At 63.8% G+C, this 21,990-nt stretch carries 31 protein-coding genes; 16 read left to right on the top strand and 15 right to left on the bottom strand.

The genetic code is table 11. From position 1 onward, the window contains the following. The first annotated feature begins 3 nt into the window (after positions 1–3). Positions 4–726 carry a hypothetical protein gene (locus tag GM658_RS01600; protein WP_155452258.1) on the top strand — a complete coding sequence of 241 codons (723 nt, stop codon included), beginning with the start codon at positions 4–6 and terminating at the stop codon, positions 724–726. Between the two features lie 115 nt (positions 727–841). Continuing rightward, positions 842–1,402, top strand: coding sequence for a hypothetical protein (locus GM658_RS01595; RefSeq protein WP_155452257.1), 561 nt, complete (start codon positions 842–844; stop codon positions 1,400–1,402). On the opposite strand, the gene GM658_RS01590 is transcribed toward GM658_RS01595, so the two are convergent. Continuing rightward, positions 1,399–2,415 carry a zinc-binding alcohol dehydrogenase family protein gene (locus tag GM658_RS01590; protein ID WP_155452256.1) on the bottom strand — a complete coding sequence of 339 codons (1,017 nt, stop codon included), beginning with the start codon at positions 2,413–2,415 and terminating at the stop codon, positions 1,399–1,401. The genes GM658_RS01595 and GM658_RS01590 overlap by 4 nt on opposite strands. A 103-nt stretch (positions 2,416–2,518) precedes the next feature. On the opposite strand from GM658_RS01590, the gene GM658_RS01585 reads away from it, so the two are divergent. After that, on the top strand, positions 2,519–3,421 hold the full coding sequence (locus GM658_RS01585; RefSeq protein WP_155452255.1) for a LysR family transcriptional regulator: 903 nt from the start codon (positions 2,519–2,521) through the stop codon (positions 3,419–3,421). Here GM658_RS01585 and GM658_RS01580 read toward each other — a convergent pair. After that, positions 3,418–3,642 (bottom strand): hypothetical protein, encoded by a 225-nt coding sequence (locus tag GM658_RS01580; protein ID WP_155452254.1) that lies wholly within the window; start codon positions 3,640–3,642, stop codon positions 3,418–3,420. The two genes, GM658_RS01585 and GM658_RS01580, sit on opposite strands and share 4 nt — an antisense overlap. Positions 3,643–3,749: 107 nt before the next feature. Between GM658_RS01580 and GM658_RS01575 the strand changes: the two genes are divergently transcribed. The 3 genes from GM658_RS01575 to GM658_RS01565 are packed head-to-tail and all read left to right on the top strand — an operon-like array spanning position 3,750 to position 6,123. Continuing rightward, positions 3,750–4,412: a phosphatase PAP2 family protein gene (locus GM658_RS01575; protein WP_155452253.1), complete on the top strand. Its 663-nt coding sequence runs from the start codon at positions 3,750–3,752 to the stop codon at positions 4,410–4,412. Positions 4,413–4,417: 5 nt separating this feature from the next. Next, entirely contained in the window at positions 4,418–5,311 is an 894-nt protein-coding gene (locus tag GM658_RS01570; protein WP_155452440.1) for a diacylglycerol/lipid kinase family protein, read from the top strand. Next, a complete protein-coding gene (locus GM658_RS01565) occupies positions 5,311–6,123 on the top strand; it encodes a metallophosphoesterase family protein (RefSeq protein ID WP_155452252.1) in 813 nt (270 codons plus the stop codon). The genes GM658_RS01570 and GM658_RS01565 overlap by 1 nt, the downstream gene beginning before the upstream one ends. On the opposite strand, the gene GM658_RS01560 is transcribed toward GM658_RS01565, so the two are convergent. The 3 genes from GM658_RS01560 to GM658_RS01550 form a co-directional block, all read right to left on the bottom strand. Next, positions 6,120–6,407, bottom strand: coding sequence for a hypothetical protein (locus GM658_RS01560; protein ID WP_155452251.1), 288 nt, complete (start codon positions 6,405–6,407; stop codon positions 6,120–6,122). The genes GM658_RS01565 and GM658_RS01560 overlap by 4 nt on opposite strands. Before the next feature lie 96 nt (positions 6,408–6,503). Next, positions 6,504–7,922: a phospholipase D-like domain-containing protein gene (locus tag GM658_RS01555; protein ID WP_155452250.1), complete on the bottom strand. Its 1,419-nt coding sequence runs from the start codon at positions 7,920–7,922 to the stop codon at positions 6,504–6,506. A gap of 64 nt (positions 7,923–7,986) precedes the next feature. Next, complete coding sequence (locus GM658_RS01550) at positions 7,987–9,264, bottom strand: acetyl-CoA hydrolase/transferase family protein (protein WP_155452249.1); 1,278 nt, start codon at positions 9,262–9,264, stop codon at positions 7,987–7,989. 69 nt (positions 9,265–9,333) lie between these two features. Between GM658_RS01550 and GM658_RS01545 the strand changes: the two genes are divergently transcribed. Next, on the top strand, positions 9,334–10,419 hold the full coding sequence (locus GM658_RS01545) for a porin (protein WP_155452248.1): 1,086 nt from the start codon (positions 9,334–9,336) through the stop codon (positions 10,417–10,419). A gap of 46 nt (positions 10,420–10,465) precedes the next feature. Then, positions 10,466–11,305, top strand: a complete 840-nt coding sequence (locus tag GM658_RS01540) for a branched-chain amino acid aminotransferase (RefSeq protein WP_155452247.1) — start codon at positions 10,466–10,468, stop codon at positions 11,303–11,305. On the opposite strand, the gene GM658_RS01535 is transcribed toward GM658_RS01540, so the two are convergent. From GM658_RS01535 to GM658_RS29635, 4 genes are all read right to left on the bottom strand, one after another. Beyond that, entirely contained in the window at positions 11,286–11,879 is a 594-nt protein-coding gene (locus tag GM658_RS01535; RefSeq protein ID WP_155452246.1) for a DUF3617 domain-containing protein, read from the bottom strand. The genes GM658_RS01540 and GM658_RS01535 overlap by 20 nt on opposite strands. Before the next feature lie 63 nt (positions 11,880–11,942). Continuing rightward, entirely contained in the window at positions 11,943–12,608 is a 666-nt protein-coding gene (locus tag GM658_RS01530; protein WP_155452245.1) for a YiaD family glycine zipper/OmpA-like lipoprotein, read from the bottom strand. 94 nt (positions 12,609–12,702) lie between these two features. Beyond that, positions 12,703–12,849 (bottom strand): lmo0937 family membrane protein, encoded by a 147-nt coding sequence (locus GM658_RS01525; RefSeq protein WP_107870886.1) that lies wholly within the window; start codon positions 12,847–12,849, stop codon positions 12,703–12,705. A 79-nt stretch (positions 12,850–12,928) separates the two neighbouring features. After that, positions 12,929–13,654, bottom strand: a complete 726-nt coding sequence (locus tag GM658_RS29635; RefSeq protein ID WP_155452244.1) for a glycine zipper 2TM domain-containing protein — start codon at positions 13,652–13,654, stop codon at positions 12,929–12,931. Between the two features lie 123 nt (positions 13,655–13,777). Between GM658_RS29635 and GM658_RS01515 the strand changes: the two genes are divergently transcribed. Next, on the top strand, positions 13,778–14,497 hold the full coding sequence (locus GM658_RS01515) for a Crp/Fnr family transcriptional regulator (RefSeq protein WP_155452243.1): 720 nt from the start codon (positions 13,778–13,780) through the stop codon (positions 14,495–14,497). Here GM658_RS01515 and GM658_RS01510 read toward each other — a convergent pair. Together GM658_RS01510 and GM658_RS01505 are read right to left on the bottom strand one after the other, a co-directional pair. Next, a complete protein-coding gene (locus tag GM658_RS01510) occupies positions 14,494–14,715 on the bottom strand; it encodes a YMGG-like glycine zipper-containing protein (protein WP_155452242.1) in 222 nt (73 codons plus the stop codon). The genes GM658_RS01515 and GM658_RS01510 overlap by 4 nt on opposite strands. An 88-nt stretch (positions 14,716–14,803) precedes the next feature. Then, positions 14,804–16,825, bottom strand: coding sequence for an AsmA family protein (locus GM658_RS01505; RefSeq protein ID WP_155452241.1), 2,022 nt, complete (start codon positions 16,823–16,825; stop codon positions 14,804–14,806). A 110-nt stretch (positions 16,826–16,935) separates the two neighbouring features. Between GM658_RS01505 and GM658_RS01500 the strand changes: the two genes are divergently transcribed. Genes GM658_RS01500 through GM658_RS01475 form a run of 6 tightly spaced genes read left to right on the top strand, consistent with a single transcriptional unit; the run spans position 16,936 to position 19,847 of the window. Continuing rightward, entirely contained in the window at positions 16,936–17,319 is a 384-nt protein-coding gene (locus GM658_RS01500) for a DUF4398 domain-containing protein (protein WP_155452240.1), read from the top strand. A gap of 13 nt (positions 17,320–17,332) precedes the next feature. After that, on the top strand, positions 17,333–18,226 hold the full coding sequence (locus GM658_RS01495; RefSeq protein ID WP_155452239.1) for an OmpA family protein: 894 nt from the start codon (positions 17,333–17,335) through the stop codon (positions 18,224–18,226). Positions 18,227–18,248: 22 nt separating this feature from the next. After that, positions 18,249–18,755, top strand: a complete 507-nt coding sequence (locus tag GM658_RS01490) for a ferritin-like domain-containing protein (protein ID WP_155452238.1) — start codon at positions 18,249–18,251, stop codon at positions 18,753–18,755. A gap of 26 nt (positions 18,756–18,781) precedes the next feature. Next, a complete protein-coding gene (locus GM658_RS01485; RefSeq protein ID WP_028104002.1) occupies positions 18,782–19,084 on the top strand; it encodes an ElaB/YgaM/YqjD family protein in 303 nt (100 codons plus the stop codon). Positions 19,085–19,087: 3 nt separating this feature from the next. Then, positions 19,088–19,477 (top strand): phage holin family protein, encoded by a 390-nt coding sequence (locus GM658_RS01480; protein ID WP_155452237.1) that lies wholly within the window; start codon positions 19,088–19,090, stop codon positions 19,475–19,477. A 10-nt stretch (positions 19,478–19,487) separates the two neighbouring features. Then, positions 19,488–19,847, top strand: a complete 360-nt coding sequence (locus GM658_RS01475; protein WP_155452236.1) for a hypothetical protein — start codon at positions 19,488–19,490, stop codon at positions 19,845–19,847. Positions 19,848–19,853: 6 nt separating this feature from the next. Here the strand turns inward: GM658_RS01475 and GM658_RS01470 are convergent, their stop codons facing one another. From GM658_RS01470 to GM658_RS01455, 4 genes are all read right to left on the bottom strand, one after another. Continuing rightward, on the bottom strand, positions 19,854–20,408 hold the full coding sequence (locus GM658_RS01470) for a Crp/Fnr family transcriptional regulator (RefSeq protein ID WP_211841793.1): 555 nt from the start codon (positions 20,406–20,408) through the stop codon (positions 19,854–19,856). 123 nt (positions 20,409–20,531) lie between these two features. Next, positions 20,532–20,882 carry a hypothetical protein gene (locus GM658_RS01465; protein ID WP_155452234.1) on the bottom strand — a complete coding sequence of 117 codons (351 nt, stop codon included), beginning with the start codon at positions 20,880–20,882 and terminating at the stop codon, positions 20,532–20,534. Between the two features lie 14 nt (positions 20,883–20,896). Next, a complete protein-coding gene (locus tag GM658_RS01460; RefSeq protein ID WP_155452233.1) occupies positions 20,897–21,049 on the bottom strand; it encodes a DUF3309 domain-containing protein in 153 nt (50 codons plus the stop codon). A gap of 12 nt (positions 21,050–21,061) precedes the next feature. Next, positions 21,062–21,514, bottom strand: a complete 453-nt coding sequence (locus tag GM658_RS01455) for a glycine zipper 2TM domain-containing protein (RefSeq protein WP_155452232.1) — start codon at positions 21,512–21,514, stop codon at positions 21,062–21,064. Positions 21,515–21,670: 156 nt separating this feature from the next. Here GM658_RS01455 and GM658_RS01450 point away from each other — a divergent pair, with 156 nt between their 5' ends. Then, positions 21,671–21,982, top strand: coding sequence for a BON domain-containing protein (locus tag GM658_RS01450; protein ID WP_155452231.1), 312 nt, complete (start codon positions 21,671–21,673; stop codon positions 21,980–21,982). Positions 21,983–21,990: the final 8 nt, after the last annotated feature.

The following is a 21,990-nucleotide window of genomic DNA, read 5'->3' as shown; positions in this document are numbered from 1 at the left end:
CCTATGTGGAAATGGATTCGTGACTGGTATCGCAAGCTGCGCATGCCTGCAGCCTACCGCGCCTATGAGCGCAAGCTGCGTGCCGCCCATGAGGAAGAGGCGCGCAAGAAGTTTTCGACCGTGCGTTATGAAGCGCGCCTGCTCGCCGCCAACAAGGCGATGGAGGAGCGCGCCCAGCGCCGCTTCGACATGCCGGCCGCCAAGCTGCAGCTGGAAGTGGTGGCGCTGGAAAAGCAGATCGAGTCCTGCCGCGCCCAATTGGGCAATTTCGAACGCCCCTTCCGCGATGAATACCAGGAGCTGGAGGCGGAAATGGCCCTGCTGGGCGAGCGCCGCCGCAACGCTTATGCCGCCAAGGACACCGCCGCCATCGAAGATGTCAATGCCGACATCGCGGAACTGCAGAAGCGCATCAACGCCGTGCGCGGCGACCTGGCCGTGCAGAGCGATTTGCGCGAACAGGGCCTGACCCCGGAAAAGATGCGCCGCACCGTGCAGCGCTGCGAAGCACGCCTGCAAGCCATCAAGGACGAGCAGGACCGGATTCAGCGCGAACGCGCCAATTACATGAACCACTCGCCTGACCGCGCTGAAGTCGATGCCATTGAGCGCGACATGCTGGCACTGGAGCGCAAGCACATCCAGTTCCTGCGCGACTTCGATTCCCCAGCCGAACGCCGGCGCCGCGAGCGTGCCCACGAACAAGCCTGGCTCAACGGCGCCTAATCGCTCCACTTTTAATCTGCATCAATCCGGCGCATGCTCGCGCGGGGCAGGGCCTGCCTATACTGGGCTAATCGCGCCAATGCTTTCGCATGGCGGATTGTCGGGAGGACCGGCCATGCGCAAGCATTCCCTTGGCGGCAATATCGGCTCACTACTGCACCGATGCAAGAAGCTGGAAATCGCCCTGCGGCGCGCCGGTATTCCAGCCGTCCTGGCCTGCCTGCCGCTATCGCTGCTGGCGTGCGAATACGCCTTGATCCTGCGCCAGAAGAACGCCAATATCAGCCGCATCACGCGCCGCATCGGGCGCTGGCAGGCGACGGTGATGGAATTGTCCTGCCATGAGAAGACGCGCGCCGAATTCATCGACCTGGACCGCCAAATGCGCGGCGACATCGAAGGCGCCTGCGATTCCATGCGCACCTTGCGCGATCTGTGCCTGGAAATATGCAGCATGTTCAGCGAAGTGGGCTACGACTCCGGCATGCTCAAGCGCGGCTGCGAGCGCTTCAATGCAACGGTAAACGAGGCTTGCCGCTTGTCGCAATCGCTGATCGATAAAGTCGATGCGCACGACCGCCGCGCGCTGGCGCTCCGGCAGCAGGAACAAGCGATCGCGCAGGCGGGCGAAGCGAGCGCTGCGGCCCATGCCGCCCGCGCCGCAACCGAAGCTTAGAATCCCTCCAGCACGATCTTGCCGCGTGCGCGGTTGCTTTCCAGCAGGGCGTGCGCACGTTTCAGGTTGGCAGCGTTGATGGCGCCAAAGCGCTCGCCCAGCGTGGTTTTCAATACGCCGCTGTCGACCAGGCGCGACACGTCGTTCAGCAGGGCGTGCTGCTGCGCCATATCCTCCGTCTCGAACATGGAGCGGGTGAACATGAATTCCCAGTGCAGCGATACGCTCTTGCGCTTGAGCAGGCGCACGTCGATGTTGGACGGATCGTCAATCAGGGCCAGTTTGCCTTGCGGCGCCACCAGTTCGGCAAGTGCGGTGAAATGCTGCTCACTCTCGTTCAGGCTGGCGATGTAATTCACCGGCGGCAGGCCCAGGCGCTTGATTTCCTGGTCCAGCGGCTTGCTGTGGTCGATCACATGGTGGGCGCCCAGCGTCTTCACCCATTCCGCGGTTTCTGGGCGGGAAGCAGTGCCGATCACGGTCAGCCCCGTCAGCTGGCGCGCCAGCTGCACCAGGATCGAACCGACGCCGCCGGCAGCGCCCGTGACCAGCAAGGACTTGCCGGCCTCGCGCGTCGCGTCGCGGCTGGCGCCGAGCCGGTCGAACAGCAATTCCCAGGCCGTAATGGCGGTCAAGGGCAGGGCGGCCGCTTCTGCAAAGCTGAGCTTGCCTGGCTTGTGGCCGACGATGCGCTCGTCCACCAGGTGCAGTTCGGCATTGGTGCCGGAACGGCCAAGTGCGCCGGCATACCAGACTTCATCGCCTGGCTTGAACAAGGTAGCGTCAGGGCCGACGGCACGCACGATGCCGCTGGCGTCCCAGCCCAGTACTTTGGATTCGCCTTGCGCCGGACTGACGTTGCGGCGGATCTTGGTATCGACCGGGTTGACGGAAACCGCCTTGATTTCGACCAGCAGGTCGCGGCCGGTGGCGACCGGTGCCGGCAATGCGATGTCCAGCAAGGCGTCGGCGTGTTCGATCGGCAGGGAAGCGCGGTAGGCGACAGCTTTCATGGCTTTAATCTTTCCAAAGTGTTTGCGATGACTGCATCTTCGGTCATCGCGGCTTCAAGAAAAAGACTAAAATTAAAGAAGCACTTTCAAGGAAATGACGATAATGTTGCGCCTGGACGATATTGAAGTCTTCGTCAATACAGCCGACCGGGGCAGCTTGTCGGCGGCAGCGCGCTCGCTGGATATATCGCCAGCCCTGGCGAGCGCTGCCCTGAAGCGGCTGGAAGAGGAATTGAAGCTGCGCCTGTTCGCCCGCACTACGCGCTCGCTGCGCCTGACGGCGGAAGGCGAGCACTACTTGCGCCACGCGCGCGAAGCGCTGCGCCAGCTGAAAGAAGGCCATGAGGCGATACGCCAAGGCCAGCAGGAATTGGCGGGCTTGCTGAAAATCTCGATGCCGTCCGACGTGGGACGCAATGTGCTGCTGCCATGGCTGGACGCATTCCAGGCGGAATATCCGGCCATCAGCCTGCAATTATTTGTCAGCGACCGCGTCGCGGATATGTACCGCCAGCCAGTCGACCTGGCCCTGCGCTATGGCAGGCTGGATGATTCCAGCCTCGTGTCAATGCCGATTGCCCCGGATAACCGGCGCGTGCTGGTCGCCTCGCCGAACTACCTGCGCCGGCAGGGCGCTCCGGCCAACCTGGACGAATTGGTGCACCACAATTGCCTGCGCTTCGCGCTGGATGACGTGCTCTATGACCGCTGGGCCTTCCCCGCCCAAGGCAAGGTAGTGCAGGTCCGGGGCAATCGCAGCAGCGATGATGCCGACCTGGTGCGCCGCTGGGCGGTCGCGGGATTGGGTATTGCCTACAAATCACGGTTGGACGTGACCGCCGACATCAATGCCGGCCGCTTACGTTTGCTGCTACCAGATGTAATGGGTGAAGAGGTGCCATTACAGCTGGTTTGCATGCATCGCTCGCAGGTCACGCCCGTCGTGATTCGTTTGCGCGACTATTTGCGCGCCCGGTATGAACAGCTGTGCGAGACTTGGGCTTAGTGGGCCTTGGAGAAGATCAGCAGCCAGCGGCTGAAGAGCAGAACTTCCAGGTGGCCAGGCTGTACGCCGGTGTCGCATTCGATGATCGGGTTCACAGCATAGAAGCGCTTGCGGAAGTCGCGGCACACCAGCACTTCGCGTTTGCCGAAGCGAACCAGGAAAGACATAGGGGCATATTCCAGGCCAAAGCGGGAGCCGAAGGTGCTGTTCATAGTGGTCATGACGAATTCCTTTTGCTTGATGTGTTTAACGAGTCATCAGAATAACACAAATACTGTATGAATCAACAGTACTGGATGAAAAATCAGGTTTTTTTGCTAATCGTTGTATGAGAGATACGATCCGCCTTCCTTTGCATCTGGTGGCAGGCCTGGCCCTGCTGATTGCCGCTGCAGCCGCTTTCCAGGCCGTTGCCAGTGCTGCACTGGGGCCCGGCGCACGCCTGGCGGCGCTCGATATCAGCGTGTCGCAATGGCTGCACGCCCATGCCAGCGAACCGCTGACCACCTTCCTGCTGGCCGTCAGCTGGCTGCATAGTGTGGCGGGGATTGCTTTCCTGACGGCGCTGTTCGCCTGGCACCTGTGGCGGAAGCAGGCCCGTTACTGGATGCTGGCGCTCTTGCTGGCTGTGCCGCCCGGCATGCTGCTGAACGTGCTGCTCAAGCATAGCTACCAGCGCGCGCGGCCCAGCTTCGACGTGCCGCTGCTGACCCTGCCGACCTTCAGCTTCCCCAGCGGCCATACCCTGGCCGCGACAGTGTTCTACGGCGTGCTCGCCTGCTACCTGTGGCCGCACGCACGAAACCCCTTCCAGCGTGCAGCGGTCGTGCTGGGCGCAGTGTTGGTGGTGGCGCTGGTTGCGTTCAGCCGTATGTATCTTGGCGTGCATTTCCTGACCGATGTGCTGGCGGCGGTCGCGGAAGGGCTGGGCTGGCTGGCGGTGTGCGTGACAGCAGTGTCCAGCCTGCGCAGGCACCGGGAGCGCCTGTGAGCCGCATGGCCGTGGTCGTCAATGCAGGCGCCGGCGCGGGCTATGGCGAGGCATGGCATGCATCGCTGGCCGCCCTCTTTGCTGCCCACGGCCTGGATGTCGATATTACGCTGGCCACCGATACCAACCGGTTGATGGAAGCGGCGCGCGCCGCGCTGGCGGCCGGCGCTCCGGCCGTGGTGGCCGGCGGCGGCGATGGCACAGTCAATGCCGTGGCCTCGGTGGTGCTGGACAGTGGCGCCGTATTCGGCGTGCTGCCGATGGGGACCCTGAACCATTTCGCACGCGACCTGGGTATTCCGCCCCAGCTGGATGGCGCCATCGCCGCCCTGGCGGCTGGACAAGTGGTGCGGGTCGACGTGGGAGAAGTCAACGACCGCATCTTCCTCAACAATTCCAGCCTTGGCCTGTATCCGGACGTCGTGCGCGACCGCCAGCGGCAGCAGCGCCGGCTCGGCCGCGGCAAGTGGACGGCCTTCGGCTGGGCATCCCTGGCGGCGCTGCGGCGTTTCCCCTTCCTCAGCCTGCGGATCACGCTGGGTGAAACCGGCCTTGCGCGGCGCACCCCTTTCGTCTTCATCGGTAATAATGAGTACACGATGCAGGGTTTCAATATCGGCGAACGGTCCCGCATCGATGGCGGCGCGTTGAGCGTGTACGTGGCGCAGCGGCCGACGCGCTTCGGTTTGCTGAAGCTTGCAGTGCGCGCGCTGTTCGGCCAGCTGCGGCAGTCGCGCGAGTTCCATAGTTTCAAGGCTGCCGAAATGGTGATTGAGACCCGCCACCACCGCCTGCGCGTGGCGACCGATGGCGAAGTGACCGTGATGGCGCCGCCTTTGCGTTACCGTATCCGGCCTGCGGCCTTGCCTGTGATCGTGCCGCGCCGGCAGGAGGATTGATGCGAACAATAGTCCATATCTCCGACCTGCATTTTGGCCGTGTCGACAATGCGCTGCTGGCGCCCTTGCGCGAGCTGATCGGCGACTTCCTGCGGCCCGACGTGGTGGTGGTGTCGGGCGACCTGACCCAGCGCGCCCGCAGCGCCCAATTCCGCCAGGCGCGGCATTACCTCGATACTTTGCCCAAGCCGCAGATCATCGTGCCGGGCAACCACGACATTCCCCTGTACAACGTCGCAGCGCGCTTCTTCCAGCCGCTGGTCAAATACCGGCGCCACATCACGCGCGAACTGGCGCCGGAGTTTGTGGACGATGAAATCGCCGTGCTGGGCCTGAACACGGCGCGCTCCCTCACCTTCAAGGATGGCCGTGTGAATCGCCGCCAGGTCGACTACCTGCGTCACCGCTTCGGCCAACTGCCGGGCAGCCTGACACGCGTGGTGGTGACCCATCATCCCTTCGACCTGCCGCAGCATATGGATGACGATGACCTGGTGGACCGGGCGCCCATGGCGATGGAAGTGTTTGCGCGCTGCGGTGTGGATCTGCTGCTGGCCGGCCACCTGCATACCAGCCACACACAAAGTACTGCCGAACGCTACGAAATTGACGGCTACGCCGCGTTGGTGGTCCAGGCTGGTACCGCCACCTCCACCCGCAGCCGCGGCGAAACCAACTCTTTCAATGTGCTGCGCGTACGGCATGACGAGATCCAGGTCGAGCGCTACAGCTGGATGGAAGGCGCTGGCTTCGGCCTCGCCGCCACCGATATCTTCCGCCGCCAGGGCGATATCTGGCATCCGGCCGCTTAGAAGACGCCGATTACTTTGGCGAGCAAAGCAAGTAAGCCGCCAATGATCGCTGTCAGGAACATAAAGATCATGTAATAAATCTTGTTGAAGTATCGGACAAGTTCCTGATGGCTTGCATCGATCTTGTCGTTGAGCTTTTCGAGCCCCGCGTCGATCTTGTCGTTAAGCTTTTCGAGCCCCGTATCGATCTTACCATTGAGCTTTTCGAGTCCAACATCAATTTTGTGATCCAGTCGGTCAACTTTCGCGTCGAGCTTTTCCAGACCCAGAGTGACTTCATCCACCACCACCTCCAGCCTCGTAACACGCATGGGGATATTTGCATGGTCATCGCCAGGCGGGGACTTGTCAAGCGAGGTGGGCGGCTTTGTGGTCGTTCATCAAAGCCAATAGTCCCACACGCGGGCCATCCATTCCTTCATCCGGGTGATGAGCGGCCGCTTATTCCAGGCGGCGATGGTGACCTCGGTTGAGTTGCGCAGGTCTTCCTTGAACGCGTTCTCCATTTCCAGCCCGAACACATCGCCCATCACGATCACGTTCACTTCGCTGTTGTGGAGGAAGCTGCGTCGGTCCAGGTTGGTGGAGCCAACGGTGGACCAGACGCCATCGATCACCGCCGTCTTCGCGTGCAGCACCGACAGCTTGAGTTCATAAATCTTCACGCCGCCTTCCAGGAGAGGCTGGTAGAAGGCCCGCCCCGCATGGAACACCAGCCCGCTGTCCGACACGCTGGGCAGCACCAGTTGCACGTCCACCCCTCGATGCGCGGCATCGATCAAGGCCTGCAGCAACTGGTCATCCGGCACGAAATAGGCGCAGGTGATGTGGATCGATTTCTTCGCTTCCTGCATGGCAAGCAGAATGGCCTTGTAGATTTCAAAGCGGCCCTCGGGCTTGGAGCCCAGCACCCGCACCACCTTGTCGCCGGCCGGTGCAACGGGGATGAAGTATTTGGCATCGCGCAAATCGTCCGCATCCTGCTCGATCCATGCCTGCACGAACAGCCACTGCATGGCCTGCACGGCCGGCCCCTCGATGCGCACATGGGTGTCGCGCCAGCCTACGTCGTCCGGGCTCTTGGCCCGCGCCGGGCTGGAACCGCCGCCGGAGGGCTTGCCGCCGCCGGATCCGCCGCGGAAGGGCGAACTGCGCGAATAGGTATCGCTGATATTGATCCCGCCCGTGAAGCCCACCTTGCCATCCACAATCAGCATCTTGCGATGGTCGCGGTTGTTCAGGATCCAGCCGTTGCCGCGCGCCCTGGCCGGATTGACCGGATTGAAGGCCAGCAGCTTGATGCCGCCTTCCCGCATGTGGTCGAAGAATTCCTGCGGCACGCCTATCGTGCCTACGCTGTCGTAAATCACGTTCACCACGACGCCTTCGCGCTGCTTCTTGATCAGCAGATCGGCGAACTTCATGCCCAGTTCATCCTGGTCGAAGATGTAGGTCTCGAAGTTGATATGGTCCTTGGCCGCGGCGATGGCCTTCATCATCTCCGCCATGGTTTGCGGGCCATCGAACAGCAATTGCACTTTATTGCCGGCGATGAGGGGCACGCCGGTGGCGGCTTCTTCGAGCGTCGCCTGGGCCTTCAGGTCCAGGGTGGATTTGGCCCAGCGTTTCCTGAGCAATTCTTCGGTGGTCTGGCGCGGCAGCTTGCCGCTGGACGTGACGACAGCTGGCACAGCACTGGCGCGCGCCTTGGCCCGCTCCGGATCGACCTCGGGCAGGGACGCGCAGGCCAGCAGCGTCCAGCCCGCGAGGATAATAGCCAGCCAGCGACTTGCCTTCATGAGTGACCTCCGAAGGCCAGTCTAAGACAGCAGCGAACGGTTGAATGTTCGCTGCCGAACATAGCTAACAGTAGTTGAGCCGGGCCGCTTCGCGCCGCAGTTCGCCGCGGAAGTCGGGATGCGCAATGGCAACCAGCGCCTCGGCACGCTGCTTGGCGGACTTGCCGCGCAGCTGTGCTACCCCATATTCGGTGACCACGTAGTTGATGTCGTTCTTGCTGGTAGTCACATGCGTGCCTGCGCACAGCGTTGGCACGATGCGGGAAATGCTGCCTTCCTTGGCAGTCGATGGCAGCACGATGAAGGATTTGCCGCCGCGCGAACGGTTGGCCGCGCGTACGAAGTCGACCTGGCCGCCTGTACCGGAATAGGGCAGGTGGGCCAGGCTCTCCGAGCCGCACTGGCCCAGCAGGTCGATCTGCAGGCTGGCGTTGATCGATACCAGCTTGTCGTTCTGCCCGGCGATGCAGGGATCGTTGGTGAAGCTGACCGGATGCATTTCCAGCATCGGGTTATGGTGCATGAAGTCGTACAGCTTGCGCGAACCCAGCGCAAAAGTCGCCACCATGCGCCCCGGCATGAAAGTCTTGCGGCGGTTGGTCACCGCCCCGGCTTCCACCAGCTTGAGGATGCCGTCGCCGATCATTTCCGTGTGGATGCCGAGGTCTTGCTTGCTGGTCAGCTGCATCACCACCGCATCGGGAATGCCGCCATAGCCGATCTGCAGCGTCGAACCGTCTTCGATCATCGGCGCCACGTGGGCGGCAATGGCTTCCTGCACCGGGCCGATCTGCGGCAGGCCCACTTCAATCACCGGCTCGCTGCTTGCCACCACGGCAGTCACCTGGGAAATGTGGATATGGCACTGGCCATGCGCGAACGGCACGTTCGGGTTGGATTCCAGCACGATCACGCGCGCCCTCTGCAAGGCGGCCATGGTGTAGTCGGCGCCCAGGCTGAGCGCGAAGTTGCCGTGCTCATCCATTTCCGAAGCCAGCGCAAACACCACGTCGGCCGGCATCTGCCCGCGCTCGATCAGCGATGGGATCTCGGAGAAATAGGCGGGAATGAAATCGGCCCAGCCAGCCTGCCCCGCTGCGCGCGAGGCGCCGCCAAAGAACAGGGCGCAATGCCGCACGTGGTGCGCGGTTTCCGGATCGAAATAATCGTATTTGCGCATGGCCAGGATTTGCGCCACCTGCACGCCGTTGAAGCTGCGGCGCTGCGCCGACAGTTCCTTCAGCAGCGTGGGCGGCTCGCCGGCGCCGGTCGGAACAATGATCATATCGCCGTCACGCACGAGGCGGATAGCATCGGCGGCGCTGCAACGCTTGCTGGACATACGGTCTCCAAATAGTTTTGTTTGTCTCCGCACAGATTGCATGCCTGTGCTTACCCTAAGCTGACAAGCATGAAAGTTCTTGCCTTCCTGCTCATTAGCCCAGCACTGGCCCTGGCGCAGACCAGGCAGCCGGCAGCGGGCGAGGGCGTCCAGGTCTACGGCGTGCTCGATGCGGGCGTGCTGGTCGAACGTGGCTGCAGGGACAATTGTGCCGGCAGCAAGCTTTCGCCCGGCATCTCCGAAGGCTCGCGCATCGGCATCAGCGGCCGCGAGCCCTTGGGCAGCCATGGCAACTCGGCCATCTTCACAGTCGAGGGCGGCGTGGAAAACGATACCGGCCGCTCGGAAGAGGGCAGGCTGTTCGGCCGCCAGGCCTGGGTCGGGCTGGACGGCCGCTGGGGCGCCCTGACGCTCGGGCGCCAGTACAACCTGCAATACGAGACGCTGGCCGAAGTGGCGGACCCTTTCCACGGCGGCTTGGCCGGCACCGCGACCAACCTGATGGGCTTTACCACCAAGCGCTACGACAATACGATCAAGTACCGTACGCCGGCAGGGCGCCGCTGGAGCGCCGGCGCCATCTACAGCTTCGGTGAATCGGACTTCAGCACGTCCGGCAACAAGGCTTATGGCGCGACAGTCGGTTTCGCCGACGGCATCTTCACCCTTCGCCTGGCCCACCAGCGCAAGCGCAACCCGATCGATGCCGTCGGTACCACGCAGCCGGTGGACCTGTCGGCACGCAACACGCTGGCGGCGGCCAACGTCAAGCTCGGCAATGCCACGGTATTTGCGGCCTATGGTGTCAACCGCGGCTGGGGCAGCTCGCCCTGGGACCCGTCCAGCCCTTATGGCGCGCTGACGCTGGCCACGCCTTCCCTGTACAGCCGGGACGTGCTGGCGGGCCTGTCCTACGTCAGCGGCCCCTTCACCTATATGGCCTCCTTCATCCACAAGGATGACCGCAGTCCGGCCAACCAGGATGCGGACCAGGCCGGGGTCGGCGTGGTGTATTCGCTTTCGCGGCGGACGGCGCTGCACGCTTCCTTCGCCCATATCCGCAACCGCAACGGCGCGGCTTACACAGCCGGCACGGCGACCGAAACCGGCAAGGGCAACCGCGCCCTGACTTTCGGCCTGCGCCACGCGTTTTGATGCCATGTGTTAAATTCCTCAGCTGGAACTTTCAGCGGGGAACACTATGTATCTGACTTACTTCAATGGCAACTGGGCCGAAGGCAATGCGCCGCTGTTCGGCGCGATGGACCACAGCGTCTGGCTTGGCTCGTCCGTTTTCGACGGCGCGCGCGCCATGCACGGCAAGCTGCCCGACCTGCGTCCGCACCTGGAACGCGTGATTCGCTCGGCGCGCAGCCTGGGCCTGGAATGCCCGCTCAGCGTGGATGAAATGGAAAAGCTGGTGAAGGAGGGCGTCGCGCGTTTCCCGGCCAATGCCGAGCTGTACATCCGCCCCCTGGTGTTCGCGACCGATGGCTTGCTGATTCCGGTCGCTGAAAAATCGGCCTTCGCCCTGACCCTGTTCGACGCCCCGCTGCCGCCCTTTACCGGTTTCTCGGCCTGCCTGTCGGCCATGCGCCGGCCCGACCCGGATATGGCGCCCACCGACGCCAAGGCCTCAGCCCTGTATGCCAACTCGACCCGCGTACTGCGCGAAGCCAAGGAACGCGGCTGCGACAACGCGGTGGTATGCGACAGCCAGGGCAACGTGGCGGAATTCGCCACCGCGAACCTGTTCTTCGTGACCGCCGAAGGCAAGGTCGTCACCCCGGCACTGAACGGCACCTTCCTGGCCGGCATCACCCGCGCCCGCGTGATCAAGCTGCTGGCCGAAGCCGGCATCGAAGTCGAACAGCGCAGCGTCAAGCCGGAAGAGCTGGACAAGGCCAGCGAGATCTTCAACACCGGCAACTTCGGCAAGGTCATGCCCTGCGTGCGCTACAACGGCCGCGAACTGCCGGCCGGCCCCGTCGCCAGCAAAGCCCGCGAGCTGTACTGGGCCTTTATTGATCGCGGCGAATAGGCGCCGGCACGTCCGGACCAGGCTTGCTGGGCGGCGCCAGCGGCGCCGCCGGCTTCACGCTGCCGCAGTCCGCGCTGAGCCAGCGGCCGGAGCCTTCCACCACCATGTTCTGGGGCTTGCCTTGCATTGTGCTGTTGACGTTCATGCGCATGCTGTAAGCCGTATTGCCGTTGAAGATCACCTGGCCGTTGCCGCTTGATGGCGGACGGCTGCAGTTGAAGCTGACGTTCAAGCCGCCAGGGACGGGCGTGCGCGTCGTCGTGCACTGGCCAGGCTGGCCGGCGGGCAGGTCGTGCTTGTCCGCCATTTCCTTGCTCAGGCAATACGTCAGTTTCACGCCGCCGGCGTCGCCCAGGCTCATATTGACCCCGTGGCTGGCCATCATCTGCTCCATCGCCTTGCGCTGCTCGGGCGGCATATTCGCCATCTGCTGCTGGGCAGCCGACATGACCGCCATGGTTTCCGGACTGGCGGACGCAACGCGGTTGCTCAGCTCCCACAGCCCAGGTTTCAAAGTCTGCGCCATCGCCGGCACCGCGGCCAGGCAAAGCGAGATGAAGAGAGGAAGTCGCATGGCTGCTCCAGATAGAGTGGAGGCCCGGCGCCTGGGCGCCGGGCCAGTTCAATGGCTTACTGCTTAGCCCTGTGGCGGACGCGGTTCGGCTACGAAGATTTCCACGCGGCGGTTGCGCGCGCGGCCGGCGGCATCCTCGTTGGAGGCGATCGGTTCCTGCTCGCCGCGGCCTTCGATCACGATACGGGTGGGCGATACCCCGCGCGAAGCCAGGTAGTCGCGGGTATGGGCGGCGCGGTCGACCGAGAGCGGCTGGTTGACGGCAGCGCTGCCGGTGCTGTCGGTATGGCCGACAATGCTCACCGTAGTGGCCGGATTCTCATTCAAGGTGGTGGCGAAACGGTCCAGGATCGGGCGGAAGTCCGGCTTGATGTCGGAACGGTTGGTGTCGAACGAGATATCGCTCGGGATTTCCAGTTTCAGGCGGTTGTCGCCGGTCTGGCTGACTTGCACGCCGGTGCCCTTGGTGGCTTGTTCCATTTGCTGCTTCTGCGCTTCCATGCGCTTGGACCAGACGTTGCCGACCACGGCGCCGACTGCCGCGCCGAGTACCGCGCCGCCGGCCGCCCGGCCGCCGCCGCCATGGCCGGTCGCCGCGCCCAGCACGGCGCCGATGCCGGCGCCGACACCGGCGCCGGTCGCCGTGCCGCGCTGGGTCGCATCCATATCCGCGCAGCCAGTTGCCGCAATCGCTGCGATCAGCAGGGCAGCCAGGGTTTTATTGGGCATGAGCTTCTCCTTCCTTAGTTTTGGACAAAAAAAGCGGGACGGGTCCTGCGCTGCAGGCCCGCCCCGATAGTGTACGCCGGCTTGGCCGGCTCGACTAAATGCCGCGCCCGCTGATCAGGCGCAGCAAGATCATGATGATTGCCACGACCAGCAAGATATGGATGAAACCGCCCACAGTGTAGGAGGTCACCAGGCCGAGCAGCCACAAGATGATGAGTACGACAGCGATGGTATAGAGCATGATGTTTTCCTCTCATATTCCGTAATCCTGAGTGCATTATTGCCGTGTCCAGTGCCGTCATCTGTTCGATGCCGAACGATCAGCGGCGTTGCAGGTGTCCGTTCACGATTTTTACGTGCTCGCCGGCTTGCCAATCGCCGGAACTGCTGCTGACGGTGCGCTCCTTGCCGTCATTCATGCGGACCCGTACCGCGTAGTGGGTCGTGGATTTCATATTGCCTTCCACCTGGTTGCCGACTACCGCGCCGCCCACGGCGCCCGCCACGGTGGCCAGTTTGCGGCCCGTGCCGCCGCCGACCTGGTTGCCCAGCAGGCCGCCGACAATCGCGCCGCCCGCTGCGCCAAGGCCGCTACCCTGGCCGCGCTGGGTGACGGCATGGACCGATTGCACCACGCCGCAGCTGTGGCAGACCGCCGGCGCACGTTCTGCAGCCTGTGCCACCGGCTGCGCCGCCGGCGCTTCGGCATAGCGTGCTGCGCCTGCGCTGCGTTCGGCCGACGCCGCGCCACTGCCATAGCTGCCGCCAGCGCCACCCGAATAGCCGGACGTATCGGCGGCGCGGCCTGGCGTGCGTTCAACCGCTGCCAGGCCGGCGGGCGCCGGTGGCGGACCCATTTCGCTGCCGCCTACCTGGACGGGCGCGTCGGCCGCGACCGGCGGCCCCATGCTGGCGCCCGATTTCGGCAGCCAGCCCATGACGGCGGCAATGCCGACGCCGCAGAACAGGATGACGGCGATGGCGGCGATCAGCAGCATCGGGTGGGTGGTGTAGCGCATTATCTTGTTGTTTGGTTCCATTTTCATAAATCCTTTCCTATTGGATAGCCGCATTGTGGCGGGGGGCCTGGCTTGCTTCCGTGCGTCAGCGTACATACAGCATTTTTAATAGCCGATACGCTCCGCCTAAACTCCACCAGGCTGACGGCAATGACCCTGAATCTTCATACCGTTCCAAGCAGTGAATCGCCACCTCCCCGCATTGGCAACCGCTTGCTGGCAAACCTGCCGGAAGACGACCTCGAGCACCTCGAGGCATTGTGCGAACTGGTGGAACTGGAGGCTGGCGATATCTTGTTCGAAGCCGGCCAGCCCATCGATTTCATCTATTTCCCGCTCGATACGCTGGTCTCGCTGCTGGCGGTGGCCGAGGGCCGCATGACGCTCGAAGTCGGTTCGGCCGGGCGCGAAGGCATGATCGGCGCGTCGGTCGCGCTGGGCCAGCATCTGGCCCAGGTGCGCGCCGTGGTGCAGCGCCGCGGCCACGCACTGCGCATGGCCGCGGCCGACTTCCGTGCCGAATTTGCGGAGCTGGAGTCGCTGCAGCGCCTGCTGCACCGCTATACCGACGGACTGCTGGCGCAAGCCATCCAGATCGCGGTATGCAGCCGTTTCCACGTGCTCGAGGCGCGCCTGGCGCGCTCACTGCTGGTCACCCGCGACCGCCTGCAAAGCGACCGCTTCCATATGACCCATGAATTCCTGGCCCATGCCCTCGGTGTGCGCCGGGTGGGCGTCACCAAGGCGGCCAGCGCCCTGCAGGGGCAGGGCCTGATCAGCTACAGCCGGGGCAATATCGAGATATTGGACCCGGCCGGGCTGGAAGCGGTGTCCTGCCATTGCTACCAGCAGGTCCGCCTGCCGTCTTAACGGCGTGGTTTGTCGACCTGGTTACCGATCACGCCGCCCACTACAGCGCCGCCTACGGTACCCGTGGTCGAGCCGCCGGTCAGCACAGAGCCGGCCACGGCGCCGACACCGGCGCCAATGGCCGTGTTCTTATCCTGGTTGGACATCGAGGAGCATGCACCCAGGCCAAGCATGGCAGTAGCGATAGCAAGGCGGGCTGCGATCTGTTTGGTTTTCATGATGTTTCCTCCTTACGTGGATGACGGTTTCCATGTTAGGAGGAAAGGGTTGGGTGATCTGTTCGCGATTTCACGAAGTAACGGTTTGTTACCTTTGCATCTTGCCTGGCGGCGGCGCTTTCGGTTTTTCCCGCGCCGCGGCGAGCAGGGCGGCGCACTGGTTGTCGTCGCCCGCGCCGCCGGCACTGATGAGCGGCGCCAGGGCCGCTACCGGGGCCGCGATGGCGCCCAGCGCCAGGGCGCCGCCGGCGCGCATGGCGATCACACCCTTGTCGATGTCGACGTTGGGCTGCTTGAGCGTGCCATGTACATAGATCGGGGCGCGCAGCGAGATGATGCGCAGGCCCTTGGTTTCGGGCTTGAGCGTCAAGTCGATCTTTTCGCTGGCCAGGTTGACGTCGCCGTTCACGCGCACGACGGCGTCGTCCGTGTCGGCCAGCAGGTAGCGCGTTTGCGCCAGGCCGTCGCGCACGCCAAAGTCGCCGGCCAGGCAATTCAGGTGCACCGGCTTGTCGCCGAATAGTTTGGTGAGCACGATATTGCCGATGTTCAGGCCCATCTGCTCCAGCAGCAGCTTGCTGACCGTGCCGTCGTTGACCAGGGTTTTCAGCTCGCCATTCGCATGCGCCAGCATGGTGGCCACCGAGTTGCCCTTGGCCGTGAGCTTGGCGTCGGCATTGATTTCACCGATGGTCGCCTGTTTCAGGTCGGGCAGCGTGGGCAGCAGCTGCTTGAGCTTGACGTGCCGCGCCGTCGCATCGAGCGTGGCGGCCACCGCTTCGCCGCTGCTGCCGTCCAGCGTGGCCTTGGAGGCGACCTGGCCGCCGGCAAAGTTGAAGTTCAGCGGCGTCAGGCGCAGCACGCCGTCCTTCAGGTGGAATTCCGTCGTCAGTTTCGACAGCGGCAATTCCTTGGTGCGCACGATGCGCTCGGCGTGGAAGCTGACGTCGGCGTCGAGCGCGGTCCAGCGCTCAGTCTTGAAGGTTTCCACCGGCAGCAGCTTGCCTGCCGGCTGCACGGCGGCCACGCCGCGCTCTTCCTTCTTGGCATTGGAGTCGGCGCCGATCAGCGGGCCGAGGTCGGCAAATTGCAGCAGGTGCGATTGCAGCGAACCCGTCAACAGCCCGCGCGGCTTGCGCTGCTGGTAGGACAGGGTGCCGCTGATGTCGCTGTCGCCGACGCGGCCGGTGAATTTTTCATAGGTCCACTGGCTGGCGCCCTCGGCCAGGTGGCCGCTCAGGCGCCCGGACGTGGTGAAGGGCGGCGTTTCCGGCAGCAGCAGGCCGGTCAGTGCGTACAGGCGCGCTGCCGAGGCGCCGGCCACCTTCATCTGCAGATCGATGGCGGCCAGCTGGGCCGGATTGGTCAGCGTGCCTTCCGCCGCCACGCTGACCAGGCCGACCTTGGCATCGGCCTGGATCGGGAAGGGCTGGCCGGTATCGCGCAAGGCCAGCACGGCGCCGGTCTTGCCCTTGCCGGTGATGTCCTGCTTGTTCCACTTGCCTTGCAGCGTCCACTTCACGCGGTAGCGTGGATCATTGTCGAGCGTGTCGACGTGGGCGGTGGCGGCGATATGCTGCTGAGCATCATCAAGCTTGATGGTGCCGCGCGTGAACACCACCCGGTCCAGTTCCATGCGCCATGCCGATGGCGGGCGCTTGGGCAGGGTCCAGTTGTTGCGGCCGTCGGCCTGGCGCAGCAGGTCCAGCTGCGGCTGGTCGAAACGCAATTCGGGAATCGAGATCTTGCGCGCCAGCAGGGCAAACGGGCTGAGCGAAAACGCCAGGGTTTGCGCGGCCGCCGTGTCGCCCTGCGGCAGGCCGGCTGGATTGCCGACGTGCACATCCTGCGCCACCAGGTGCGGCCAGGGAATATGGTCGCGCCAGCTGCGCTCCTGCGCCGGCAGCGGCTGCTTTTGCCAGGTCAGCGACAGGTTGCCGCGTAACTCCACCGGCCTTTGCAATGCCTCGCTGGCGCGCGCACCCAGCCAGGGCCGGGCGCGGTTCCAGTCATAGTTGAGCAGGATGACGAGGGCCACCGCCGGAATGGCCAGCAAAAAGCCCAGCACTGCCAGGCTGATCTTTGCGCGGCGAGAAATTGTATGTGCCATGGCGACAGCCTACACCCGGCAGCCCGACTGCAATGTGCGGCACCGTACTGAACCCAGCGGGGACAGCTTATATAAAGCGAATACCCCATTTGCTTTTGAGGAGAACAACAATGGATACGCCGATTCGCTTGCCACTGTTGACCATCGCGGCAGCGCTTGCCTTGGCTGGGTGCAGCAGCATGAAGACCCCGGCAACGGCCGAAGTCGCTTCATCGCGTACGGCGGTGGAGGCCGCAGCCTCGACCGGTGCGCCGGAACTGGCCCCGGCGGAAATGTCGGCAGCGCGGGACAAGATGCTGCGTGCCAACCAGGCGCTGGCAGCCAAGGATTACCGCACTGCCCAGGACCTGGCGCAGCAGGCGCAGGCCGATGCCAAACTGGCGCAAAGCAAGGCCAGCAGCGCCAAGGCCACGGAAGCCGCCGACAAGCTGCAAGAAGACATCCGCGTGCTGCGAGAAGAGCTCGAGCGCGCCAACAGCAGTATGACTCGCTGAGAAAGGAGCCATCATGTTCAAGCCTGACTTCAAACCAGTTGCACTGGCAGCGGCCCTGGCCCTGGCAGCCTGCAGCACCACCCCGACCACCACCAACGAACTGGAAATTGCGCGCGCCGATTATTCGCAAGCCCAGTCCAACCCGCTGGTGGCCAAGTATGCGCCGGCCGAAATGGCGGCAGCAACCCGCGCCCTGGACCAGGCCAACGTCGCCTCGGCCCACGGCGAAAGCCTGCAGACGATTGACAAGCTGGCCTATGTCGCCAAGCAGAAGATCGCCAGCGCCCAGGAAATCGCGCGCGCCAAATCCGCCGAAGACCAGCTGAAAGACGCTGCCGCCCAGCGCGACCAGGTGCGCCTGGAAGCGCGCACGGCCGAAGCGGAAGCGGCCAAGCGCCGTGCCGACCAGGCCCGCATGGATGCCGAGGCCGCGCAGGCCCAGGCCGCCAACGCCGAAGCGGCGAAAGGCGATGCGCAAGCGCGCGCCGCGGCCCTGGCAGCCCAGCTGGCCGACCTGCAGGCCAAGCAGACCGAACGCGGCATCGTCGTCACCTTCGGCGACGTTCTGTTCAGCACCGACAGCGCCAACCTGACGCCGCAAGGCATGGCGGTGGCGCAGCGCCTGGCCGACGTGCTGCGCGAAAACCCGGACCGCACCGTGCTGGCCGAAGGTTTCACCGACAGCACCGGCAGCGACGCCTACAACCTGCAGCTGTCGCAGCGCCGCGCCGAAGCCGTGCGCATGGCCCTGAGCCAGATGGGCGTGGACCGCTCGCGCATCGAAACACGCGGCTATGGCGAAGCCTATCCGGTAGCCAGCAATGCGACGGCAGCCGACCGGCAGATGAATCGCCGGGTGGAAATCGTGCTGTCCGAAGCGGGCCGCCCGGTAACTTATCGCCGCTGAGGCGGCCAACAGGGGAGATTCCATGATCGACAAGAACGCAATCCGCGCGGCGGCCCGCAATATGGCCGACGGTCCGGTGACCGAGGGCTACAAGGGCAACCGCGCCCAGGTGCTGCAATTGCTGAACGAAGCGCTGGCCACCGAGCTGGTCTGCATCAACCGCTACAAGCGCCACTACTACACGGTGACCGGCCTGGCCCATGCCACTATCAAGGCCGAGTTCCTGCAGCATGCGACGGAAGAGCAGCAGCACGCCGACTGGCTGGCCGAACGCATCGTCCAGCTCAATGGCCAGCCTGATTTCAATCCAGCAACGTTGCTCGACAGGAGTCATGCCGAGTATGATGACTCAAGGGAGGTGCAAGCGATGGTGCGTGCCAACCTGCTGGCAGAGCGGGTGGCTATCGAGAGCTATCGCCAGATGATCGAACTGATCGGCGACAGCGACCCGACGACCAGGCAACTCTTGACGCAAATCATGGCGGTGGAGGAAGAACACGCCGACGATATGCGAGACTTATTGGCGTAAACCACTTACCTGAGAGGAGTCCTATCATGCTGGAACAGAACATCAGTACCGTCAACAACGATGTGAAAACCCTGGTCAAGGATGCGCAAGCCCTGTTTACTGCCGCTACCGCGTTGACCGGTGAAAAAGCGGACGAGCTGCGCGGCCGCGGCATGAAGGCGCTCGACACCGCCTTGGCCAAAGCCCATGAAGCCCAGGCCAGCGCCATTGCCGGCGCCAAGCAGGCAGCGGCCTCGACCGATGCCTATGTGAAGGAAAACCCCTGGCGCTCGATCGCCGTGGCAGCCGGCGTCGGCCTGCTGGTAGGCGTTATCCTCGGCCGCAAATAAGCGATGGCCAGCGAGAACCAGGTGACACCGCCACCGCCCGGCCTGATCGCCTCATTGGCCGGGCTCGCCAAAAACTGCCTGCACCTTTTACTGTCGCGCCTGGAATTGGCGGCCCTTGAGCTGACCGAGGTGCGCGACACGCTGCTGCAATTGTCCATCGTGTTCGCGGTGGCCATGCTGGCTGCCTGGTTCGCTATCGCGTTCGGCACGGCGACCCTGATCTACCTGTGCTGGGAAGCGATGGGCTGGAAAATCCTGCTGGTGCTGGCCATTGCCTTTGCGGTATTGGCGATCGGGCTGGTGCTGTGGGGCCGCAGCCTGGTGCGGCAGGGCAAGCTGGGCTTGACGGCCACGATGGCCGAACTCAAGTCCGACCGCGACATGCTGCTTTGAAAGGGAGACCATGGCGTCCAAACAGGAATTGCAGGACCTGGCCGTAGCCAAGGAAAGGCTGTTGCGGGAAGGGGAGCTGTACCGCCTGAGCACCTTGCGCTCCAAGCATGAAGTCATGCATGCCATGCAGCCGCAAGCCTTGCTGCATAGCGCAGTCGACCAGGCCATCGGCACGCTGCAGTCGCGCCTTGGCAACCTGATCGGCGAAGGCGGCGGCCTGTCGGGCCTGAACTTCAAGAGCGTGCTGCCGTACGTGCTGCCGCTCGCATCGTGGATTGCGCGCAAGCGCCTGTGGAAGCCGGCCGCTGCAGCCGGCGTGCTGGCGGCGCTGGCCGCGTTCTGGCTGGTGCGGCGCAAGCCCGACGCGTAAGCGGCGCTACGCCGTCTTGCGCAGGCGCGACATGTACTGCGTCGTGATGCCGAGGTAGGAAGCCAGCGCGCGCTGGGTGATGCGCTGCTCCAGGCCGGGGAACTGGCTGCGGAAGGCTGCCAGCCGCGCTTCCGCCGAACTGTGGCTGCGGATCTGCAGGTTGGCCGCATAACGGCGGATGCTGCATTCGATAATCTTCAGGTAGTACTCGTGCACGAAGCCATGCTCGGCCTTGTGGCGCTGCATGGCCGACCAATCGATGCGCCAGGCTTCCACCGGGGTTTCGGCGACGAAGAATTCGCGCGCCGGTTCACCCTGCAGGCCGCCCATCATATCGCTGTGCGAGCCGGTGTTTTCGCCTTCGGTGATGAAGCCCAGGGTCAGGTCTTCGCCGGCCACGGAAATGTGGCCGCGCCGCGCCACGCCGCTGGAAATCCAGTAATAGTGGGTGGCGCGGGTGCCCGCTTCCTGCAGCACCGTGCCTTTGCGCACCCGCACGCAGGTGACGTGCGGGGCGCTCAGCGCGGTGTAGCGGTCGTAGAGCTCCCGGGCAATGCCCAAACGCTGGACAGTCGCTTCCCGGTGTTGCTCTCTATGTAATTGGTATGCATGTGGCATGCGCGCATGATACCCGACCTGGCCATGGGCCAGTATGCCTTGTTACCGCATTGATACAAAAAAAGACTATTTACCACTGGTTTCATACGTTTTAGATAAGTCACGCGAGGCAATGTTGATTTCCCGTATATTGGACATGTCCTCCCGGGCTGTCGCGCGCGCTTCTTTCACACAGGCGCTATTGGCGCCCGCTCCCTGTTGCTTGCAGGCTTCCAGGGCTTCGCGCAGGGCGGCACTGATTTCCTTGCGCAGCGTGGCAAGCTGGGCCGCCTGCGTGCGGTCCGGCTTGCTCCAGCGCGGCGGGTCACCGCGCTTGAGTTCTTGCTGTTGATGCCGGGCGACGTCCGGCGGCGTGACTTGCGCGCCGGCCAGCCCGCATAGACCCAGGGCCAGGGCGGCGCCGATCAGCAGTTTCATGATGGGCTCCTCGGCTACAGCCTGCCGGTCAGCAGCAGGATGAGCAGAACGACGACGATCAGCCCTGCAATGCCACTCGGCGCATAACCCCAGTTGCGGCTATGCGGCCAGGTGGGCAGGGCGCCGATGACCAGAAGGACCAGTACGACCAGCAGGATGGTTGCCATGTCGGCCTCCCCTTAGTAACGATAGACGCGGCCATCGACCACGCGCACGCGCGTGCCGGCCCGCAGGTCGTAGGCGCTGTCCTGGTTGATGGTGCGGTAATCGCCGTTATCCATGCGCACGCTGATCTGGTACACCTCGCGTGGCTGGCTGCGGTTTTCTTCGACGCGGTTGCCGATCACGGCGCCGCCAATGGCGCCAGCGGCGGTGGCGGCGGTCTTACCGCTACCGGAGCCGATCTGGCTGCCGGCCAGTGCGCCCAGCAAGCCGCCGGCGACGGCGCCGGCGCCGCTGGTGCCGGAATCGACCCGCACCACGCGGATCGAGTCCACCGTGCCATAGGTCGAATAGTCGCCCTGGGTCGAATAATCGGTCGCTTGTGCGTAATTGGGACTACTTGATGAGCAGCCTGTGCTCAGGGCGGCTACCGCCACCATGATTGCTGCCAAGGATACAGTCGGTTTCATAACGTCTCCTCCTGTGGGTGGGATTAGGCGCAGCTTATGGCTGGCTGCCTGCGCTCGTCTGTGCGATCCCGCACAATGTTCGGTAGCGAACAGAATTTGCTTCTTGTTAGCTGGACACTAGTGCCCGGAACACCCACCTCAAATAGGAGAAGCGCCATGAAATTCGCACATCAATTTGCTACTGCCGTGTTCATTGCATCCACCCTCAGCCTGGCTGGCTGCGCCTCGACCCCGACCAAGGAAAGCGCCGGCGAATACATCGACGACGCGGCCCTGACCACCAAGGTCAAAGCCAGCATCTTCAACGAGCCATCGCTGAAGTCGACTGAAATCAATGTCGAAACCTTCAAAGGCACTGTGCAGCTGAGCGGCTTCGTGGCCCAGCCTGCCGACATTACGCGCGCTGGCGAAATCGCCCGCGGCGTGAAAGGTGTCAAAGAAGTCAAGAACGACATCCGCGTCAAATAAACGCGGCT

The sequence above is a fragment of the Massilia eburnea genome (assembly GCF_009720745.1).
Taxonomy (GTDB): domain Bacteria; phylum Pseudomonadota; class Gammaproteobacteria; order Burkholderiales; family Burkholderiaceae_D; genus Rugamonas; species Rugamonas eburnea.
This window is presented reverse-complemented; position numbering and strand designations above follow the sequence as displayed.

Coding starts and splice junctions, on each gene's coding strand:
- GM658_RS01600 (WP_155452258.1), top strand. CDS start 4: ATGTGGAAATGGATTCGTGACTGGTATCGCAAGCTGCGCATGCCTGCA.
- GM658_RS01595 (WP_155452257.1), top strand. CDS start 842: ATGCGCAAGCATTCCCTTGGCGGCAATATCGGCTCACTACTGCACCGA.
- GM658_RS01590 (WP_155452256.1), bottom strand. CDS start 2,415: ATGAAAGCTGTCGCCTACCGCGCTTCCCTGCCGATCGAACACGCCGAC.
- GM658_RS01585 (WP_155452255.1), top strand. CDS start 2,519: ATGTTGCGCCTGGACGATATTGAAGTCTTCGTCAATACAGCCGACCGG.
- GM658_RS01580 (WP_155452254.1), bottom strand. CDS start 3,642: ATGACCACTATGAACAGCACCTTCGGCTCCCGCTTTGGCCTGGAATAT.
- GM658_RS01575 (WP_155452253.1), top strand. CDS start 3,750: ATGAGAGATACGATCCGCCTTCCTTTGCATCTGGTGGCAGGCCTGGCC.
- GM658_RS01570 (WP_155452440.1), top strand. CDS start 4,418: ATGGCCGTGGTCGTCAATGCAGGCGCCGGCGCGGGCTATGGCGAGGCA.
- GM658_RS01565 (WP_155452252.1), top strand. CDS start 5,311: ATGCGAACAATAGTCCATATCTCCGACCTGCATTTTGGCCGTGTCGAC.
- GM658_RS01555 (WP_155452250.1), bottom strand. CDS start 7,922: ATGAAGGCAAGTCGCTGGCTGGCTATTATCCTCGCGGGCTGGACGCTG.
- GM658_RS01550 (WP_155452249.1), bottom strand. CDS start 9,264: ATGTCCAGCAAGCGTTGCAGCGCCGCCGATGCTATCCGCCTCGTGCGT.
- GM658_RS01545 (WP_155452248.1), top strand. CDS start 9,334: ATGAAAGTTCTTGCCTTCCTGCTCATTAGCCCAGCACTGGCCCTGGCG.
- GM658_RS01540 (WP_155452247.1), top strand. CDS start 10,466: ATGTATCTGACTTACTTCAATGGCAACTGGGCCGAAGGCAATGCGCCG.
- GM658_RS01535 (WP_155452246.1), bottom strand. CDS start 11,879: ATGCGACTTCCTCTCTTCATCTCGCTTTGCCTGGCCGCGGTGCCGGCG.
- GM658_RS01530 (WP_155452245.1), bottom strand. CDS start 12,608: ATGCCCAATAAAACCCTGGCTGCCCTGCTGATCGCAGCGATTGCGGCA.
- GM658_RS01525 (WP_107870886.1), bottom strand. CDS start 12,849: ATGCTCTATACCATCGCTGTCGTACTCATCATCTTGTGGCTGCTCGGC.
- GM658_RS29635 (WP_155452244.1), bottom strand. CDS start 13,654: ATGAAAATGGAACCAAACAACAAGATAATGCGCTACACCACCCACCCG.
- GM658_RS01515 (WP_155452243.1), top strand. CDS start 13,778: ATGACCCTGAATCTTCATACCGTTCCAAGCAGTGAATCGCCACCTCCC.
- GM658_RS01510 (WP_155452242.1), bottom strand. CDS start 14,715: ATGAAAACCAAACAGATCGCAGCCCGCCTTGCTATCGCTACTGCCATG.
- GM658_RS01505 (WP_155452241.1), bottom strand. CDS start 16,825: ATGGCACATACAATTTCTCGCCGCGCAAAGATCAGCCTGGCAGTGCTG.
- GM658_RS01500 (WP_155452240.1), top strand. CDS start 16,936: ATGGATACGCCGATTCGCTTGCCACTGTTGACCATCGCGGCAGCGCTT.
- GM658_RS01495 (WP_155452239.1), top strand. CDS start 17,333: ATGTTCAAGCCTGACTTCAAACCAGTTGCACTGGCAGCGGCCCTGGCC.
- GM658_RS01490 (WP_155452238.1), top strand. CDS start 18,249: ATGATCGACAAGAACGCAATCCGCGCGGCGGCCCGCAATATGGCCGAC.
- GM658_RS01485 (WP_028104002.1), top strand. CDS start 18,782: ATGCTGGAACAGAACATCAGTACCGTCAACAACGATGTGAAAACCCTG.
- GM658_RS01480 (WP_155452237.1), top strand. CDS start 19,088: ATGGCCAGCGAGAACCAGGTGACACCGCCACCGCCCGGCCTGATCGCC.
- GM658_RS01475 (WP_155452236.1), top strand. CDS start 19,488: ATGGCGTCCAAACAGGAATTGCAGGACCTGGCCGTAGCCAAGGAAAGG.
- GM658_RS01465 (WP_155452234.1), bottom strand. CDS start 20,882: ATGAAACTGCTGATCGGCGCCGCCCTGGCCCTGGGTCTATGCGGGCTG.
- GM658_RS01460 (WP_155452233.1), bottom strand. CDS start 21,049: ATGGCAACCATCCTGCTGGTCGTACTGGTCCTTCTGGTCATCGGCGCC.
- GM658_RS01455 (WP_155452232.1), bottom strand. CDS start 21,514: ATGAAACCGACTGTATCCTTGGCAGCAATCATGGTGGCGGTAGCCGCC.
- GM658_RS01450 (WP_155452231.1), top strand. CDS start 21,671: ATGAAATTCGCACATCAATTTGCTACTGCCGTGTTCATTGCATCCACC.